This is a genomic window from Pseudofulvimonas gallinarii, from assembly GCF_004343305.1.
Taxonomy (GTDB): domain Bacteria; phylum Pseudomonadota; class Gammaproteobacteria; order Xanthomonadales; family UBA2363; genus Pseudofulvimonas; species Pseudofulvimonas gallinarii.
In genome coordinates, this window is record NZ_SMAF01000018.1 from 1 (window position 1) to 16,147 (window position 16,147).

Genomic DNA, 16,147 nt, shown 5'->3' on the forward strand with positions numbered 1-16,147 from the left:
GTGGCCTTCAGCGCCTCATCCAGTGGCCGCGGTGCCGGCCCTGGACGCTTCGGCTCGGCGGCCGGGGAGTGGTACCAGCTCGACGCCGCCACCCCGATCGCGCCCAGCAGAGCCTTCAGCCGCGCCGACCCCTTATCTGCTTCGATCATGGCCCGCAGCTCCGCAGTCAGAGCGACGGGCCCGAGAGTTTTTTTAGGATGCGGTTCGCTATCGTCAGCTCCCCGATCACCTGCTCCCGCGACTCGATCTCGCGTTGCAGCTTTGCCAGTTCCTTGGAGGCAACTGCATCGCTACTCTTGCCGGCAAGCTGCGCCTTGCCACCCGAGATGAACTCGTCTCGCCATCGATAGACCGTCTGCTCGCTGACCCCGGCCCGCCGGGCGATCTGCGCCGCAGGCTCCTCCTTCCTCAACAGCGCCAGGACCAGCTCTACGCGCTTGTCCGCAGGTACCTCGCTCTTGCGTCCCATGCCTCGCTCCTCGATGGTTGGCTAACATTCCATCGGGTCCAGGGACCTGGGGGCAAGACAATGAGACCGAATCGGCGCAGGTAGCTGCCGATCGAACGCACGCCTTCGCGATGGTCGGTGGCCGGTCGCGGTTTCGGCGTCGCGCGCCGGCGCAGCGAATTGATCCAGCTGGTGCGCGGATTGATCGCCGTGTCGCTGTGGCCGAGCCGGTCGCTGGTCATGTTCAGCGCCCTGACCAGCGACGCTTCCGTCAACGGCCAGTCCACTTCGACCAGCACGGTCGAGCCGTCAGCCGGGCTGCTGAATTCGATGTGTCCTTCGCGACAGCCATTTTCCGGCACGACGAAACGGCAGTGCGATTCACTGTCGATGTCGCTGATCCGCCAGGCGGCGGAGAGTTTGGACTTGGCGAGCAGCGTGGTGCAACGCAGGTTCGCGCGCTCACGCTCGGTCAATGCGGATACCGAAATGACAAGTGTCGAGACTCTGCTTCCGTCACCTGACATTTACCTGCCTCCTTGCAGATAGGTTGGTCTAAAGGACACACAACGCCGGGTCTTGTCTCATTCTTTCTTGCGTCTGTCCAGTCGGATTTTGTTGTGAGTGAATCTCATTGCTTTTCTCTTCGCGGCGAGAAAAGGAATGCACCGGATGGACGGGATTGCGCAATGCGGAACGGTCGCCCATTTATGGACGGAGCTGTCTGAAAGTGTCCGGGAACGGCGATGCCGAAGATGACATCGCTCACGCTTTAACGAGGGCGTCAAATTTCCGCCACGCGTCCGGTCTGGACGACCCTGGCGGGTTCCGTCAACTGTAAAGATTTGTAAGAAGTTGCTGCTGTGCGCCGTGCGGCGGGTCGTTTCCGCGCTCGGCGCGCGAATATCGACCGTCGGCGTGCAGCTCCCATGCCTGGACATTGTCGGCCAGGTAGTTGTCCAGGCACTCGGCGATGACCCGGTCGGCGACCGCCCCGTCGAGGATCGGGAAGGCGACCTCGATGCGGCGCAGGAGGTTGCGTTCCATCCAGTCGGCGCTGGCACAGAACAGTTCGGGGGCTCCGTCGTTGGCGAACCAGTACACGCGCGAGTGCTCCAGGAAGCGCCCGATGATGGAGCGCACGCGGATGTTCCCGGAAATGCCGGGCAGGCCCGGTCGCAGTGCGCAGGCGCCGCGGACGATGAGGTCGATCGGGACGCCCGCCTGGGAGGCCTTGTACAGCGCTTCGATGATGCCCGGCTCGGTCAGGGCGTTGAGCTTGGCGCGGATGCCCGCGGGCCGCCCGGCGCGGGCGTTGGCGGCTTCCCGCTCGATGCGTTCGACCAGGCCGCTGTGCAGCGTGAAGGGTGCCTGCAGCAGGCGCCTGAGCTGGATGCCGGAGCCCAGGCCGGAGAGCTGCTGGAAAAGTTTGCTGGCGTCTTCGCCAAGGTCGGGATGGCCGGTCAACAGCCCCAGGTCGGTGTAGCCCTTGGCCGTGCCGGGGTGGTAGTTGCCGGTGCCGAAGTGGACATAGCGGCGCAGGCCGCCGGGTTCGTGCCGGACGATAAGCATCAGCTTCGCATGCGTCTTGAATCCGACCACGCCGTATACGACCTGCACGCCGGCTTCCTGCAGGCGGTTGGCGAGCTGGATGTTGGCTTCCTCGTCGAACCGGGCGCGCAGTTCGACGACGACGGTGACGTCCTTGCCGTTGCGTGCCGCCTCCACCAGGTGCTGCACGATCGGCGAGTCGATGCCGGCGCGGTACAGGGTCTGCTTGATGGCGAGCACGGCCGGATCGTGCGCGGCCTCACGGAGCAGCTCCACCACGGTGGCGAAACTGTCGAAGGGATGGTGCAGCAGGATGTCACGGCGTGCGATGACGTCGAACACGCTGTCGCCGTCGGCGAGCGTCGGGGCCATGCGTGGCTGGAACTTGGCGAACTTGAGGTCGGGCCGGGCGACCAGGTCGTAGATTGCCGCGACACGGTTGAGGTTGACCGGCCCGTCGCAGCGATAGACGGCCGACTCGTCCAGCTCGAAGTGGACGGTGAGGAAATCGATGATGCCGTCCGGGCAGTTGTCGACGACTTCCAGGCGGACGGCGCGCGCGAAACCGCGCTCGCGCAGTTCGTCCTTCAGCGCCAGGGCGAGGTTCTCGGCATCGGCCTCGTCGACCAGCAGCTCACCGTTGCGGGTGACGCGGAACTGGTAGGAACCGGTCACCTGCATGCCGGGGAACAGCTCGTCCATGAAGGCGGCCAGCATCGCCGACAGGAAGACGAAGCCGTATTCGGCGTCGGCAATCGGGGACGGCACCCGGATCAGGCGCGGCAGAGAGCGCGGCGCGCGCACCAGCGCCATGTCGGCGTCGCGACCGAATGCGTCACGGCCGTTGAGCGAAACCGCGAAGTTGAGGCTCTTGTTGAGGATGCGCGGGAACGGGTGCGCCGGGTCCAGGCCCAGTGGCGACAGTACCGGCAGGATCTCGCGGCGGAAATGGTCGCGCAGCCAATCGCGCTGCTCCGGCGTCCAGCGGTCGCGGGCCAGGAAGCGGATGCCCTGTTCGGCCAGCGCGGGCTGCAGCACCGTGTTCCACAGCGCGTACTGCGTTTCCACGAGTTCCAGCACGCGCTGGCGAAGGCGGGCCAGGGTTTCCTCGGGCGCCAGGCCGTCCGGTCCGGTGCTGCCCACCCCCAGCGTCTTCTGTTCGAGGACGGTGGCGGCACGGATTTCGAAGAACTCGTCGAGGTTGGTGCAGGTGATGCAGAGGTAGCGCAGCCGTTCCAGCAGCGGCACCGAGGGATCCTCGGCCTGCGCCAGGACACGGGCGTTGAACTCCAGCGATGACAGCTCGCGGCTGATGTAGAGCGCGGGATCGCGCAGGTCGGGTTCAACGGCGTGGCTGCTGGTGTGGTTCATCGCGATCCGGGAAACAGGCTGCCCTGGCTGGATTGTTCCATGATTGCCGCCGCCGTTGCGGCGGGCAGGCGCGGGTGGCATGGACCGCTTTGTTGCCGGCGCCCGCCGCGGCCGGCCCCTGGCTGGCGGCGACGCGGATGGCGGCCCGCGCGATCGGGGAGCGCAAGCGCAGGGGTGCCGTGGCGTGGCGCCGCCGCCAACGCCGAGGCCGGTATCGCGACCGGCGTGCGCCAGGCCGGTGACGATGGGGCGGCTCCGGTCACCGGGCGGCGCATCAACCGCGGCTTGCGCTGGACGGCCGCCGGCGGATCTCCAGGACGATCGGCATCAGCTCGGTGATGCGGGCCTGGACGCGCGCACGCTGGTAGTAGTCGAGATCGGAGCGGCGCTGCAGGCGCTCGAACTGTACCAGTGAATCCTCGAAGCGGCCGTTGTAGGCGGCCGACAGTGCATGTGCCTCGGCGGCGCGGTTTTCGTCGCCACTGATCTCGTAGGCGCGGCCGATCAGCGCGTAGAGCTTGGCGTGGTCGGTGTCGCGGTCGATCAGCGGACGCAGCAGGTTCGCCGCCAGCGTCGCGTCATCGACGTCGCCGTGCTTGAGCAGCAGCTCGGCATACGGCGCCAGGATGGCAGCGCGATCGGGATGGCGGGTGTTGAGCTCGCGGTAGCGGGCCAGGGCCTGCGCTTCCCGGCCATTGCGCCCGTCGATGTCTGCCAGCAGCAGTGCGAAGGCGAGCGTATCCGGGTGCGCTTCGACCAGTCCGGTGGCGAGGCGGGTCGCCTCGTTGAAACTGTCGCGCTGCGACAGCGCCAACGCCAGCCCGTAGCGGTCGTAGATGCTGTCCGGGTCGGCATCCAGGCGGTCGCGGTAATAGCCGACCAGGTCGCGGCTGCTGCCGTTGGTCAGGATGCGCAGGCGTTCCCGGAACAGTTCGTAGCGCCCGTCATGGCCGGACCCGACCGTGTCCTGCCGCGGGACCACGGTCATACCCTCTGCGCGCGCCTTGGCCTCGACGATGCGCGTGCTTTCGAACGGGTGGGTGCGCAGGATTTCCGGCGGCGAGACGCCGTAGTTGCGCGCGAAGCGGCTCATGCGCACCCAGACGTCGGCCTGTGCGAATGGATCGAAGCCGGCGCCGGCCAGCGTCTGGATGCCGATGCGGTCGGCCTCGTATTCGTTGGCGCGGGTGTAGTTGATCTGTGCCTGCTGCATCAGGCCCATGCCACCCATGATCGCGGCCTGAGCCGCATCGCCACTGCTGGAACTGCTGCTCTGGCTGGCGGCGACCATCGCCGCCAGCATGCCAAGCATGATCGGAAGCGAGGCCTTGCTGGCCGATTCGGCGCCGCGCAGGGTGTGGTTCTGGGTGATGTGCGCGACTTCGTGCGCCAGGACCGCGGCCAGCTCGTCCTCGCGCTCGGTCAGCAGCACCATGCCGGCATAGGTGCCGATATAGCCGCCCGGCGCGGCGAAGGCGTTGACGGTGCGGTCGCGGATCAAAAAAAACTTGAAGTGCTGGTCGGGCCGGCGGCCATGCGCCACCAGGCGATAGCCCAGCGTCTCGATGTATTCGTCGAGCAGCGGATCGTCGAAGAGCAGGCCGGCCTGCCGGAACGAGCCGAGCAGCTGGCGACCGTAGCGGCGCAGCTCCTCCGGCGTCGCCAGCGATTCCGCCGACGAGCCAAGGTCGGGCAGGGTGAAGTCCTGGGCCGGGAGCGATGGCGCGGCCAGCCAGGCCACGCTGCCTATAATGAGCGATAGAAGGGTGCGCACCGGGCGATCATAGCGGCTGTCCAAGTCCCCTCGGACCCGGCCGGCGGGATCGGGTTCCCTCATTGTTCATTCAGTTCCGCAGATGACTTCCAAGGCGCCAGAACAGTCGCAGCAGGCACGGATGCTGACCTTCGGGGACCGCATCGTTGCCGTCGACGCGCGTGGTTACCTGCTCGATCCGGCGGACTGGGATCGCACGCTGGCCGAGGCGATGGCTGCGGCCGACGGCATCCGGCTGGAGGCCGCGCACTGGCAGGTGCTGGACCTGCTGCGCGACTACCACGGTGAGCATGGGCAGGCGCCGGCGATGCGGCTGCTGGTCAGGGAAGTCGCTCGCGTCCTGGGCAGCGAGCGGGCGGACAGCCGCGCGCTGTACCGGCTGTTTCCGCAGGGTCCGGCGAAGCAGGCGGCGCGTTACGCGGGACTGCCGCGGCCGACCAGCTGTATCTGAATGGACGCCTCGGGCCGTTCGCCGAATGCCGGTATGCTGATTCACCTGCATACCAGACCATTGGCGAAGGCATGAGCAAGGCGACCCTGTATTCCACGGCGATCTGCCCGTACTGCGTGGCGGCCAAGAACTTCCTGCGCAGCAAGGGCATCGACTACGAGGAAGTCCGCATCGACCTGGATCCGGCGCGGCGCGAGGAAATGCTGTCGCGTGCCAAGCGTACCAGCGTGCCGCAGATCTTCTTCGGCGATACCCATGTCGGCGGCTTCGACGACCTGGTCGCCGCGGACCGCAGCGGTCGGCTCGCCGAGATCCTCGCCGCCTGATCCGGGCTCGCGCCTGCACCGGACCTGACTCGCTGCTGCGTCGGCCTGACGCGGCCGCGGACTGTCGTCTTACATCGGCATGCATGGATCGCCGATAATTCCGTATTGAACGGGGCGGCGCTGGATCCGCCCCGAATTTCCGGAGAACTTCATGAAGAACACGATTGCCGTCATCAAGGGTGACGGTATTGGCCCCGAGATCATGGACGCCACCCTGCATGTGCTGGATGCGCTGGGCTGCGGGCTGGAATACGAATTCGTCGATGCCGGCCTGTGCGCGCTGGAAGCACAGGGCAGCCTGCTGCCGCCGGAGACGTTGGATGCGATCAGCCGCCACAAGGTGGCGCTGAAGGGGCCGCTGACCACGCCGGTGGGCGAGGGCTTCAGTTCGATCAACGTCGAATTGCGCAAGCGCTTCGACCTGTATGCGAACGTCCGCCCCGCGATCACGTTCCCGGGCACGAAGGCGCGCTACGAGGACATCGACATCATCACCGTGCGCGAGAACACCGAAGGTGCCTACGGCGCCGAGGGCCAGGTGCTGTCGCCGGACGGCCAGACCGCGCAGTCGCTGATCCGCGTAACCCGCCGCGGTTCCGAGCGCATCGTCCGCTATGCCTTCGACCTGGCCAGGTCCACCGGCCGAAAGAAGGTCACGGTGGTGCACAAGGCCAACATCATGAAGACCACGTCGGGGCTGTTCCTCAACGTGGCGCGCGAGATCGCCGCGGATTACCCGGAGATCACCTGCAACGAGATGATCGTCGACAACACCTGCATGCAGCTGGTGATGAACCCGCACCAGTTCGATGTCATCGTCACCACCAACCTGTTCGGCGACATCATCTCCGACCTGTGTGCCGGCCTTGTCGGCGGCCTCGGCCTGGCGCCGGGCGCGAACATCGGCAGCGACGCGGCGATCTTCGAGGCCGTCCACGGCTCGGCGCCGGACATTGCCGGCAAGGGCATCGCCAACCCCTGCGCGCTGCTGCTGGGCGCCGGACAGATGCTCGACCACCTCGGGCTGTCCGGGCAGGCACAGCGCCTTCGTGGCGCGATCCGTTCGGTGGTGGAGGCCAAGGATCGCGTCACGCCCGACCTGGGCGGCACCGGTTCGACGCGCAGCTTCGCCGAGGCGCTGGCCGAACGCGTGCGCTGAGCGTGCCCGGGTTGCGCCCGGACAGACGGCCAGCCCACCCCGGACAGGAATGAAGAAGGGCCGGCGGTTTCCACCGCCGGCCCTTTTCGTTTTCCGGGACGTCCGTGCTCAGTCGTCGTCGCCGGCATCCGCCAGCAGCCGCAGCACCGAGCCGCTACGGGTGAAGCGGCCACCGGCCCCGCCGTTGAACTGCACGTCGATGTCGGCGCCGCCGTTGGCGCTGGCCGGATCGGCCAGGTCGAGGGTGATCGTGCCGATCTGCGTTGCCGGGTTGCTGTCCGGTTTCGGGCAGGTGCGGCAATAACCCTGGATCTGGTAAACGGGCTGCGGCACGCCGGTCTCGAAGTCGTCGACCTGCGCCGCCGCCCAGCGCGGGTTGCCCGCGCCATCCGGGAAATACAGGATCGAGAACAGGCCATCGCCCTGGGCCGTGTTGAAGCCCATGGTGGTGAGCCCCCAACCGACATCGCCTTCGCCGTAGCGGTGGCCGGTGAAGTCCGTCGCCGGACGATTGCCACGCGGGGTGATCTGGCTCAGGCACCACTTCATGTTGCGCTCCTCGCCCAGCGAGAAGGTCATCAGCGCGACCGGACCATTGCGGCTGGTGCCGTCGCGGCAGGCGGCGGCCTTGGCCGCATCGGCGCCGAAGTCGATACGCACCTGCCCGGGGACGGAATCATCCAGCGCGCGTTCCATCGGAATGGTGTCGATGTTCGTATAGCGCACGCGCTGCAGGCTGTGTCCGTTGACGGCGTTGCCGGGCAGGAAGATGCCGTCGATGATCCGGCCGGAGGCGGTGTACCACTCCGGCTGGCCCTGGGCATCGAAGGTATAGAGAACCATGACATAGATGTCCTCGCTGCCGGCGAGACGATGCAGGTCCAGGCCATGGCCGCTGCGCGCCGGGTCGAACCACTGTCCACCGTAGGGCAGCGGCACCGCCGGGATGTCCGTGTTCGCCTGCGTCCGCCAGCCGACTGCGGACAGCATGGGGGCTGCCAGACCCAGCGTGCGCAGCGCACCGGTGTTGAAGGGCTGCATCAGCGACTGCGGCATCAGGTCACTGATATGCGACATCGTCGAGCCGGCGGACATCTCCGGCGGCGCATAGAGCGCCGGCAGGTTGGCCGGGAACGCGCGATCGCGCCACGGGTTCAAGGGCGACGCCGCCGCCGCGGCATCCGCCCAGCGCAGGCCCAGATTGGAGGTCAGCGCTTCACGGATTTCGGCCGGGCCGAGGGTGTTGATCGGAACCGGTACGTTGTCGCGCATGGCGACCACCGAGTCGGAGAAGACGTCGTCGTAACCCCTGAATCGGGTGCCTGCGGGCGTCTCGTTGTCATCGCTGTTGCTGTACAGGCTGACAAAGCCGAGTCCGTGCCCGATCTCATGCATCGCGGTGCTGACGAAGTCGAGGTTGTTGCCCTCCGGCGCATTGAAGCCGTAGTGGAAGCGGCGATTTCCAAGTGCCGTGGCGCCGTCGATATCGGTATTGAACTGGATGAAGATGTCCGCCTCTCCGCAGTGGTTGCTGGCGTAGCGGCAGAACTCGGTACCGGCGCGCTGGGCCGCGCCCGCGACGGTGTACCAGCTGTAGCGGCTGTCCAGGAACGGCATCGACCAGACCGTGTTCGTGGGCGCATTGTTGTCGTACCACCATGCGCCGTCATCGCGGACGACATAGGTGGGACTGGCGCTTGCGAGGGTGGCACGGTTGGATTCACCGCCGAGATTGGCCCAGCAGGCGCGGATGCGCAGGTCGGCGACGCCGGTCAGGTCCTCGCGCAGTTTCGACACGGCATGCAGGAACGCGTTGCGGCGCTGGGCGCCCAGTGTGGTTCCATTGTTGCCCTGGATCGGCGTGGCGGATGTGCTGTCGAACCACGGCGTGGTGGTGGCGCCGCGGTCGGCACAGCCTTCTTCGTCGTCGAAGACCGCTTCGATGTTGACCGGGCCCGGCTCCTGGGTGCTCAAGCTGGCGCGCACGTCGATCTGCGCGGCGCCACCGCTGTAGTTGATAACCGAGAGGTACCAGCGGCCGGCGCGCAGCGGCTGCTTCTGGCTGCGGGTGACGGTGAGCCTTTCCGAAGATCCCGGGCTCATGGACACGTAATGCGCATGTTCGTACAGCCACTCCGGCCCACCCAGGTTCGCGGTGCCGTCGGGAAAGGCGCCGCCATAGCGCAGGAGCAGGTCGATATCGCCGTTCTCCGGACCTTCGGCGGTGATGTGCAGCTGTCGCGCGTTGGCCGGGACATCCACCGCCAGTTCGTTGGTGACGTGGCCGCTGGGCAGCGTGAAGCGGTGGGTGGTGTCCGGCGCGAGCAGCGTCTGGGCCGACAGGCCGGCGCTGCTGCCGGCCAGCAGCAGCGAGCCGGCGCACAGGCGGAGGAGGGAGCGGGCGGTCATTGCGTGCCTCCGGCGTCGGCCTTCAGGTTGCGGAAATCACGTAGGGCCCGGTTGTCACAGCCGGTCTCCAGGGATCCGTCCGCGGTGATCGTGGCGACATGATCGATCAGGACCGGCGATGGCGTTGCACGGTTGCCACGCTTTTCCGGTGCGCGTTTTGCGACTTCCGCCGGACCGCCCTGGATCAGCGGCTGGCTGCGCGGCTGGATGTGCCGGATTTCCGTGGCCATGGCGCTGGCGCTTGCGAGCACCAGCGCAGCTGAAGCGATTGTCGACCATCGGGTCATCGCCGATCCCTCCTGTTTCGTGTGAATGTGACCGGCAGTGTATTGTGAAAAACACCCGCCCACCAACGCGTGCAATACGCATGGCCTGGCTGGCTTGCCGGTAGTGTGTGCAGCACTGACAATGCCTCACCGTTATTCGCGAGCCGCAGCATGAACCCGACATTTCCCGCATCAGACGTGCTGCCGCTGGTGGTCGCCGGCGCAAGCGGGCGCATGGGGCGCCAGCTGCTCGATGTCGTCGCCACGCATGCCGATCTGGAACTGGTCGGCGCCTGGGTTCGTGAAGATTCCGTTTCGTTCGGTCTGCCGGTGCCGGGGTCGAGGCGCCGTTTCGCTGCAACCGGTGATGTGGCGGCGCCGCCGCGTGTGGTTGTCGATTTCAGCCACGCCAGTGCCTTCGATGCCGTGCTGGAGTGGTGCGTCGGCCACCGGGTCGCACTGGTGTCCGGCACGACGGGGCTGGACGATCAGCAACATGCGCGGCTGTCTTCAGCCGCCGTCGAGATCCCGCTGCTGTGGGCGGCGAATTTCTCTCTGGGCGTGGCGGTGCTGTCGCGCCTGGTCGCGGACGCGGCCCGCAGCCTGCCCGGCTGGGACGCGGAAATCCTTGAAGCCCACCACGCCGGCAAGCGCGATGCACCTTCCGGGACCGCGCTGGCGCTGGGCCGGGTGCTGGCAGCGGCCCGCGGCCGTACGCTCGACGAGCTTGCCGTCCACGACCGCCACGACCGCGACCGGGCCCGCCAGGCCGGTGAGATCGGCTTTGCCAGCCTGCGTGCCGGCGACATCGTCGGCGAACACACCGTCTTGCTGGCCGTTGCCGGCGAGCGGCTTGAACTCGGCCATCGCGCGACGGACCGTGCGATTTTCGCCCGCGGAGCCGTGCATGCGGCGCGCTGGCTGGCGGCACAGGCGCCGGGCCTGTACGCGATCGACGACACGCTGGACTGAACCGCGGCGCCATACGGCGCATAGGCAAGACGAAACGACGCTGTTTCCAGCGTGACAGTCGGGGTCTTGCACCGTATCATTCCGCTTCGCCCGAACCACCTGCCCACGGACGGCCTCATCGGCAGCCCGCGGGTCTTGTCGCACCTACGCCAAGGCGAACATGTGAGCGAATCAGCCATTCTGGTCCTGGAAGACGGCAGTGTCTTCCGCGGCCAATCGATCGGCGCCGCCGGTCGCAGTTCCGGCGAGGTGGTGTTCAACACCGCCATCACCGGTTATCAGGAAATCCTGACCGATCCGTCCTACAGCCGGCAGATCGTCACCCTGACCTTTCCCCAGATCGGCAACACCGGCGTCAATGCCGCCGACGCCGAATCCACGGCGGTGCATGCCGCCGGGCTGGTCATCCGCGATGCCTCGCGCATCGCCAGCAACTGGCGCAGCGAGCGCAGCCTGCAGGATTACCTGCGCGACAACGGCATCGTCGGCATCGCCGGTGTCGACACGCGCCGCCTGACGCGGCTGCTGCGCGAGAAGGGTGCCCAGAACGGCTGCATCGTAGCCGGCAGCGAAGCGGAAGAGGTCGAGTCCGCGCTCGCCGCGGCGCGCGGCTTCCCCGGCCTGTCCGGCATGGACCTGGCGAAGGTCGTCAGCGCCCGCGCCCGCTATCCGTGGGCCGAAGGCAGCTATGACCTTGACCGCCGCGCTTTCCGCAGCAGTGACGGGCGCTTCCACGTCGTCGCCTACGACTTCGGGGTCAAGCAGAACATCCTGCGCCTGCTCGCCGACCGCGGCTGCCGCCTGACGGTGGTGCCGGCACAGACGCCGGCTGAAGACGTGCTGGCGCTGCAGCCGGATGGCGTCTTCCTGTCGAACGGCCCCGGTGATCCGGCGCCCTGCGACTACGCCATCAACGCCATCCGCGCGTTCCTCGCGCGCAGGCTGCCGGTGTTCGGCATCTGCCTGGGCCACCAGCTGCTGGGCCTGGCCGCCGGCGCGAAGACGGCGAAGATGAAGTTCGGCCACCACGGCGCCAACCATCCGGTCGTCGACCTCGATACCGGCAAGGTGATGATCTCCAGCCAGAACCATGGCTTCGCCATCGACGAGGCGACGCTGCCGAGCAACGTGCGCGTGACGCACCGTTCGCTGTTCGACGGCTCCAACCAGGGCATCGCCCTGACCGATACGCCGGCATTCTCGTTCCAGGGCCATCCCGAGGCGAGCCCCGGTCCGACCGACGTCGCCGGGCTGTTCCAGCGCTTCGTCGACCTGATGCAGGCGCACAGGGACACGGGGGCGGCTCGGTGAGCGTCCATTTCCGCGAACTGGAGGTCTGGCAGGTCGCCATGCGCATGGCCAGCACCGTCCACCTCGTCGCGACCGCCTTCGATAAGGGCGAACACGAGGACACGGCAGCGACGCTGCGCACCGCCGCCGCCTCGGTGCCCGATGCGGTGGCGCAGGGCCATTCCAGCGGCTGCCTGCAGGAATTCGCCACCCGGCTGGCCGGCGCGCAGGACGCCTGCACAACGGTGAAGGCCGAGCTGCTTCGCGTTCGCGAGCGGGTGACCGGCGACCCCGCAATGATCGACGAGTCCCTGGCGCTGGCCGACAGGGTAGGCCGGATGCTGCTCAGGCTCCATCAGGCGTTGAGCCGGAAACTCGAGGCCGACAGGGCCGTTTCCGGTTCGCAATCGCGGTAACTCCCATGCCAAAACGTACCGACATCCAATCCATCCTGGTCATCGGCGCCGGTCCGATCGTGATCGGCCAGGCCTGCGAGTTCGACTACTCCGGCGCCCAGGCCTGCAAGGCGCTGAAGGCCGAGGGTTACCGGGTCATCCTGGTGAACTCCAACCCGGCCACGATCATGACCGATCCGGAGACCGCCGATGCGGTCTACATCGAGCCGATCAACCGTCGCGTCGTCGAGCAGATCATCGCCAAGGAACGCCCCGACGCGCTGCTGCCGACCATGGGCGGCCAGACCGCATTGAATTGCGCGCTCGACCTCGCCGATGCCGGCATCCTCGAACAGTACGGCGTCGAGCTGATCGGCGCCTCGCGCGAAGCCATCCGCATGGCCGAGGACCGCGAGCTGTTCCGCCAGGCGATGGCACAGATCGGACTGGAATGCCCGAAGGCGCAGATCGCGCGCAGCTTCGAAGAGGCGGTGGCGATCCAGGCCGAAGTCGGCTTCCCGACCATCATCCGTCCCAGCTTCACGCTCGGCGGTACTGGCGGCGGCATCGCCTACAACCGCGAGGAGTTCGAGGAGATCGCCCGCCGCGGCCTGGAACTGTCGCCGGTCGGCGAGATCCTGGTCGAGGAATCGGTGCTGGGCTGGAAGGAATTCGAGATGGAAGTGGTCCGCGACAAGGCGGACAACTGCATCATCGTCTGCTCCATCGAGAACCTCGATCCGATGGGCGTGCATACCGGCGACTCGATCACCGTGGCCCCGGCACTGACGCTCACCGACAAGGAATACCAGCGCCTGCGCGACGCCTCCATTGCCGTGCTGCGCAAGATCGGCGTCGATACCGGCGGTTCGAATGTCCAGTTCGGCGTCAACGCGCAGACCGGCCGCGTCGTCGTCATCGAAATGAACCCACGCGTCTCGCGCTCGTCGGCGCTGGCGTCGAAGGCGACCGGCTTCCCGATCGCCAAGGTCGCCGCCAAGCTGGCGATCGGCTACACGCTGGACGAGCTGCGCAACGAGATCACCGGCGGCGCGACCCCGGCCAGCTTCGAACCGACGATCGACTACATCGTCACCAAGATCCCGCGCTTCGCCTTCGAGAAGTTCCCGACCGCCGATGCGCGCCTGACGACGCAGATGAAGTCGGTGGGCGAGGTCATGGCGATCGGCCGGAGCTTCCAGGAATCGCTGCAGAAGGCGCTGCGTGGCCTGGAAATCGGCGTCGATGGCCTGAATCCGCGCAGTGAAAGCTTCGACGACGAAGCGCTGGTGGAACTGCGCCGGCAGCTGCGCGAACCTGGCGCGGATCGCCTGTTCCATGTCGCCGATGCCTTCCGCGCCGGACTGTCGGCCGAGGAGATCCACGCGCTGACGCGCATCGATCCCTGGTTCCTGGCCGAGATCGAGGACCTGATCCACAGCGAGCAGGACGTCCGCCTGGGCGGGCTGGGTGCGCTGGATGCGGCGGCGTTGCGCGCGCTCAAGCGCAAGGGTTTCTCCGACCGCCGCCTGGCGAAGCTCACCGGCACCGACGAGGCGGCGATCCGCCAGCTGCGCCGCGCCTATGGTGTCCGCCCGGTGTACAAGCGCGTCGACAGCTGCGCCGCCGAATTCGCCAGCACCACCGCCTACCTGTATTCCTGCTATGACGAGGAGTGCGAGGCGGCGCCATCCGATCGGCGCAAGATCATGGTGCTCGGCGGTGGCCCGAACCGGATCGGACAGGGCATCGAGTTCGACTACTGCTGCGTGCACGCCGCGCTGGCGCTGCGCGAAGACGGGTTCGAGACCATCATGGTCAACTGCAACCCGGAAACCGTGTCCACCGACTACGACACCTCCGACCGCCTGTACTTCGAGCCGCTGACGCTCGAGGACGTGCTGGAAATCGTCGAGGTCGAAAAGCCCCAGGGCGTGATCGTGCAGTACGGCGGCCAGACGCCGCTGAAGCTGGCGCGCGCGCTGGAAGCGGCCGGCGTGCCGATCATCGGCACCTCCCCGGACTCCATCGACCTGGCCGAAGACCGCGAGCGTTTCCAGCAGCTGATCGAGAAGCTCGGCCTGCGTCAGCCGCCCAACCGTACCGCGCGCAACGCCGAGCAGGCGCTGGCGCTGGCCGGGGAGATCGGCTATCCGCTGGTGGTGCGACCCAGCTACGTGCTCGGCGGCCGCGCCATGGAAGTCGTGCATTCCGACGCCGACCTGGCCCGCTACATCCGCGATGCCGTGAAGGTGTCCGACGATTCGCCGGTGCTGCTCGACCGTTTCCTCGACCACGCCATCGAGGTCGACGTCGACCTCATCGCCGATGCCAGCGGCGCCACGCTGATCGGCGGCCTCATGGAACACATCGAGGAAGCCGGCGTGCATTCCGGCGACAGCTCCTGTTCGCTGCCGGTGCATTCGCTGTCGGCGGCGGTCCAGGACGAGCTGCGTCGCCAGGTGCGCGAAATGGCGCGGGCGCTCAACGTCGTCGGCCTGATGAACACGCAGTTCGCGGTGCAGGGCGAAGACATCTTCGTACTGGAAGTGAATCCGCGCGCCTCGCGCACGGTGCCGTTCGTCTCCAAGGCGACCGGCCGCCCGCTGGCGAAGATCGCCGCGCGCTGCATGGCCGGCCGCACGCTGGCCGAACAGGGCGCGACGCAGGAAATCGTGCCGCCGTACTTCTCGATCAAGGAAGCGATCTTCCCGTTCGCGAAGTTCCAGGGCGTCGATCCGATCCTCGGCCCGGAAATGCGTTCCACCGGCGAGATCATGGGCGTCGGCGCGACCTTCCCGGAAGCCTTCGCGCGCTCGCTGGAAGCGGCCGGCATCCGCCTGCCGAAGCCGGGCAAGGTGTTCATCAGCGTCCGTGACGGAGACAAGTCGCGCGCCGGCGAAGTCGCCCGCGAACTGGTCGGCCGTGGCTTCACGCTGGTCGCCACCAGCGGCACCTGCGACTTCCTGCGCGCCCAGGGCCTGGAGTGCGAGATGATCAACAAGGTGCTCGAAGGCCGGCCGCACATCGTCGACCTGATCAAGAACGGCGAGATCGCCTATATCATCAACACCACCGAAGGCAAACAGGCCATCGCCGACTCGTTCTCGATCCGGCGCGAGGCGCTGCAGCACCGGATCACCTATTCCACGACGGTGGCGGGCGCGCGCGCGCTGGTCGGGGCGCTCGACCACGATGGGGCTGGCCCGGTACATTCGCTCCAGGAATTGCACAGGACATTGCAGGGATGAGTCGAGTACCCATGACCGTGCGCGGCGTCCAGCGCCTGCGCGAAGAGCTGGAAGAGCTCAAGTCGGTGAAGCGGCCGGCGGTCATCAACGCCATCGCGGAAGCGCGTGCGCACGGTGACCTCAAGGAGAACGCCGAATACCACGCCGCCCGCGAGCAGCAGGGATTCATCGAGGGCCGGATCAAGGAACTCGAGGCCTCGTTGTCGCATGCCGAAGTCATCGATCCGGCCAAGCTCTCGGCTGGTTCGCGGATCGTCTTCGGTGCGACCATCGATCTGGTCGATCTCGACAACGACGATACCGAGATCACCTACCAGATCGTCGGCGAGCTCGAAGCCGACATCAAGCAGGGCTGGATCTCGGTGACGTCGCCGGTGGCGCGGGCCCTGATCGGCAAGCACGAGGGCGACACGGTGGAGATCGTCGTGCCGGGCGGGACGCGCAGCTACGAGATCGTCGGAGTGCGTTACCTCTGAGGTTTTCG

The 16,147-nt window shown here is 67.2% G+C and carries 14 protein-coding genes; 8 read left to right on the forward strand and 6 right to left on the reverse strand.

Annotated elements, in window-relative coordinates:
* Positions 1 to 166 precede the first annotated feature (166 nt).
* The 4 genes from EDC25_RS11015 to EDC25_RS11030 all read right to left on the reverse strand — a co-directional run bounded on the left by EDC25_RS11015 (position 167) and on the right by EDC25_RS11030 (position 5,144).
* Positions 167 to 469, reverse strand: a complete 303-nt coding sequence (locus EDC25_RS11015; RefSeq protein ID WP_132577511.1) for a helix-turn-helix domain-containing protein — start codon at positions 467 to 469, stop codon at positions 167 to 169.
* Positions 430 to 975 carry a hypothetical protein gene (locus tag EDC25_RS11020; protein ID WP_132577512.1) on the reverse strand — a complete coding sequence of 182 codons (546 nt, stop codon included), beginning with the start codon at positions 973 to 975 and terminating at the stop codon, positions 430 to 432. The genes EDC25_RS11015 and EDC25_RS11020 overlap by 40 nt, the downstream gene beginning before the upstream one ends.
* A 304-nt stretch (positions 976 to 1,279) precedes the next feature.
* Positions 1,280 to 3,370 carry a polyphosphate kinase 1 gene (gene ppk1 / locus EDC25_RS11025; protein WP_132577513.1) on the reverse strand — a complete coding sequence of 697 codons (2,091 nt, stop codon included), beginning with the start codon at positions 3,368 to 3,370 and terminating at the stop codon, positions 1,280 to 1,282.
* Positions 3,371 to 3,644: 274 nt separating this feature from the next.
* Positions 3,645 to 5,144 (reverse strand): M48 family metalloprotease, encoded by a 1,500-nt coding sequence (locus EDC25_RS11030; protein ID WP_164484128.1) that lies wholly within the window; start codon positions 5,142 to 5,144, stop codon positions 3,645 to 3,647.
* An 82-nt stretch (positions 5,145 to 5,226) separates the two neighbouring features.
* Here EDC25_RS11030 and EDC25_RS11035 point away from each other — a divergent pair, with 82 nt between their 5' ends.
* From EDC25_RS11035 to EDC25_RS11045, 3 genes are all read left to right on the forward strand, one after another.
* On the forward strand, positions 5,227 to 5,595 hold the full coding sequence (locus EDC25_RS11035; protein ID WP_205985023.1) for a TusE/DsrC/DsvC family sulfur relay protein: 369 nt from the start codon (positions 5,227 to 5,229) through the stop codon (positions 5,593 to 5,595).
* A gap of 71 nt (positions 5,596 to 5,666) precedes the next feature.
* Complete coding sequence (grxC, locus tag EDC25_RS11040; protein ID WP_123522770.1) at positions 5,667 to 5,921, forward strand: glutaredoxin 3; 255 nt, start codon at positions 5,667 to 5,669, stop codon at positions 5,919 to 5,921.
* A gap of 151 nt (positions 5,922 to 6,072) precedes the next feature.
* Complete coding sequence (locus EDC25_RS11045) at positions 6,073 to 7,080, forward strand: isocitrate dehydrogenase (protein WP_123522771.1); 1,008 nt, start codon at positions 6,073 to 6,075, stop codon at positions 7,078 to 7,080.
* A gap of 108 nt (positions 7,081 to 7,188) precedes the next feature.
* Here EDC25_RS11045 and EDC25_RS11050 read toward each other — a convergent pair whose 3' ends face one another.
* The gene (locus tag EDC25_RS11050) at positions 7,189 to 9,489 is read right to left on the reverse strand and encodes a hypothetical protein (protein WP_123522772.1); all 2,301 of its coding nucleotides are present in this window, start codon (positions 9,487 to 9,489) and stop codon (positions 7,189 to 7,191) included.
* A complete protein-coding gene (locus tag EDC25_RS11055; protein ID WP_132577514.1) occupies positions 9,486 to 9,851 on the reverse strand; it encodes a hypothetical protein in 366 nt (121 codons plus the stop codon). The genes EDC25_RS11050 and EDC25_RS11055 overlap by 4 nt, the downstream gene beginning before the upstream one ends.
* A 75-nt stretch (positions 9,852 to 9,926) precedes the next feature.
* On the opposite strand from EDC25_RS11055, the gene dapB reads away from it, so the two are divergent.
* The 5 genes from dapB (at position 9,927) to greA (ending at position 16,139) form a co-directional block, all read left to right on the forward strand.
* Positions 9,927 to 10,727, forward strand: coding sequence for a 4-hydroxy-tetrahydrodipicolinate reductase (gene dapB, locus EDC25_RS11060; RefSeq protein ID WP_123522774.1), 801 nt, complete (start codon positions 9,927 to 9,929; stop codon positions 10,725 to 10,727).
* Between the two features lie 162 nt (positions 10,728 to 10,889).
* Complete coding sequence (carA, locus tag EDC25_RS11065; protein ID WP_123522813.1) at positions 10,890 to 12,038, forward strand: glutamine-hydrolyzing carbamoyl-phosphate synthase small subunit; 1,149 nt, start codon at positions 10,890 to 10,892, stop codon at positions 12,036 to 12,038.
* The gene (locus EDC25_RS11070) at positions 12,035 to 12,433 is read left to right on the forward strand and encodes a four helix bundle protein (protein WP_123522775.1); all 399 of its coding nucleotides are present in this window, start codon (positions 12,035 to 12,037) and stop codon (positions 12,431 to 12,433) included. The genes carA and EDC25_RS11070 overlap by 4 nt, the downstream gene beginning before the upstream one ends.
* A gap of 5 nt (positions 12,434 to 12,438) precedes the next feature.
* The gene (carB, locus tag EDC25_RS11075) at positions 12,439 to 15,663 is read left to right on the forward strand and encodes a carbamoyl-phosphate synthase large subunit (protein WP_132577515.1); all 3,225 of its coding nucleotides are present in this window, start codon (positions 12,439 to 12,441) and stop codon (positions 15,661 to 15,663) included.
* A gap of 11 nt (positions 15,664 to 15,674) precedes the next feature.
* Positions 15,675 to 16,139 carry a transcription elongation factor GreA gene (greA, locus tag EDC25_RS11080; protein ID WP_123522776.1) on the forward strand — a complete coding sequence of 155 codons (465 nt, stop codon included), beginning with the start codon at positions 15,675 to 15,677 and terminating at the stop codon, positions 16,137 to 16,139.
* The last annotated feature ends 8 nt before the right edge of the window (positions 16,140 to 16,147 follow it).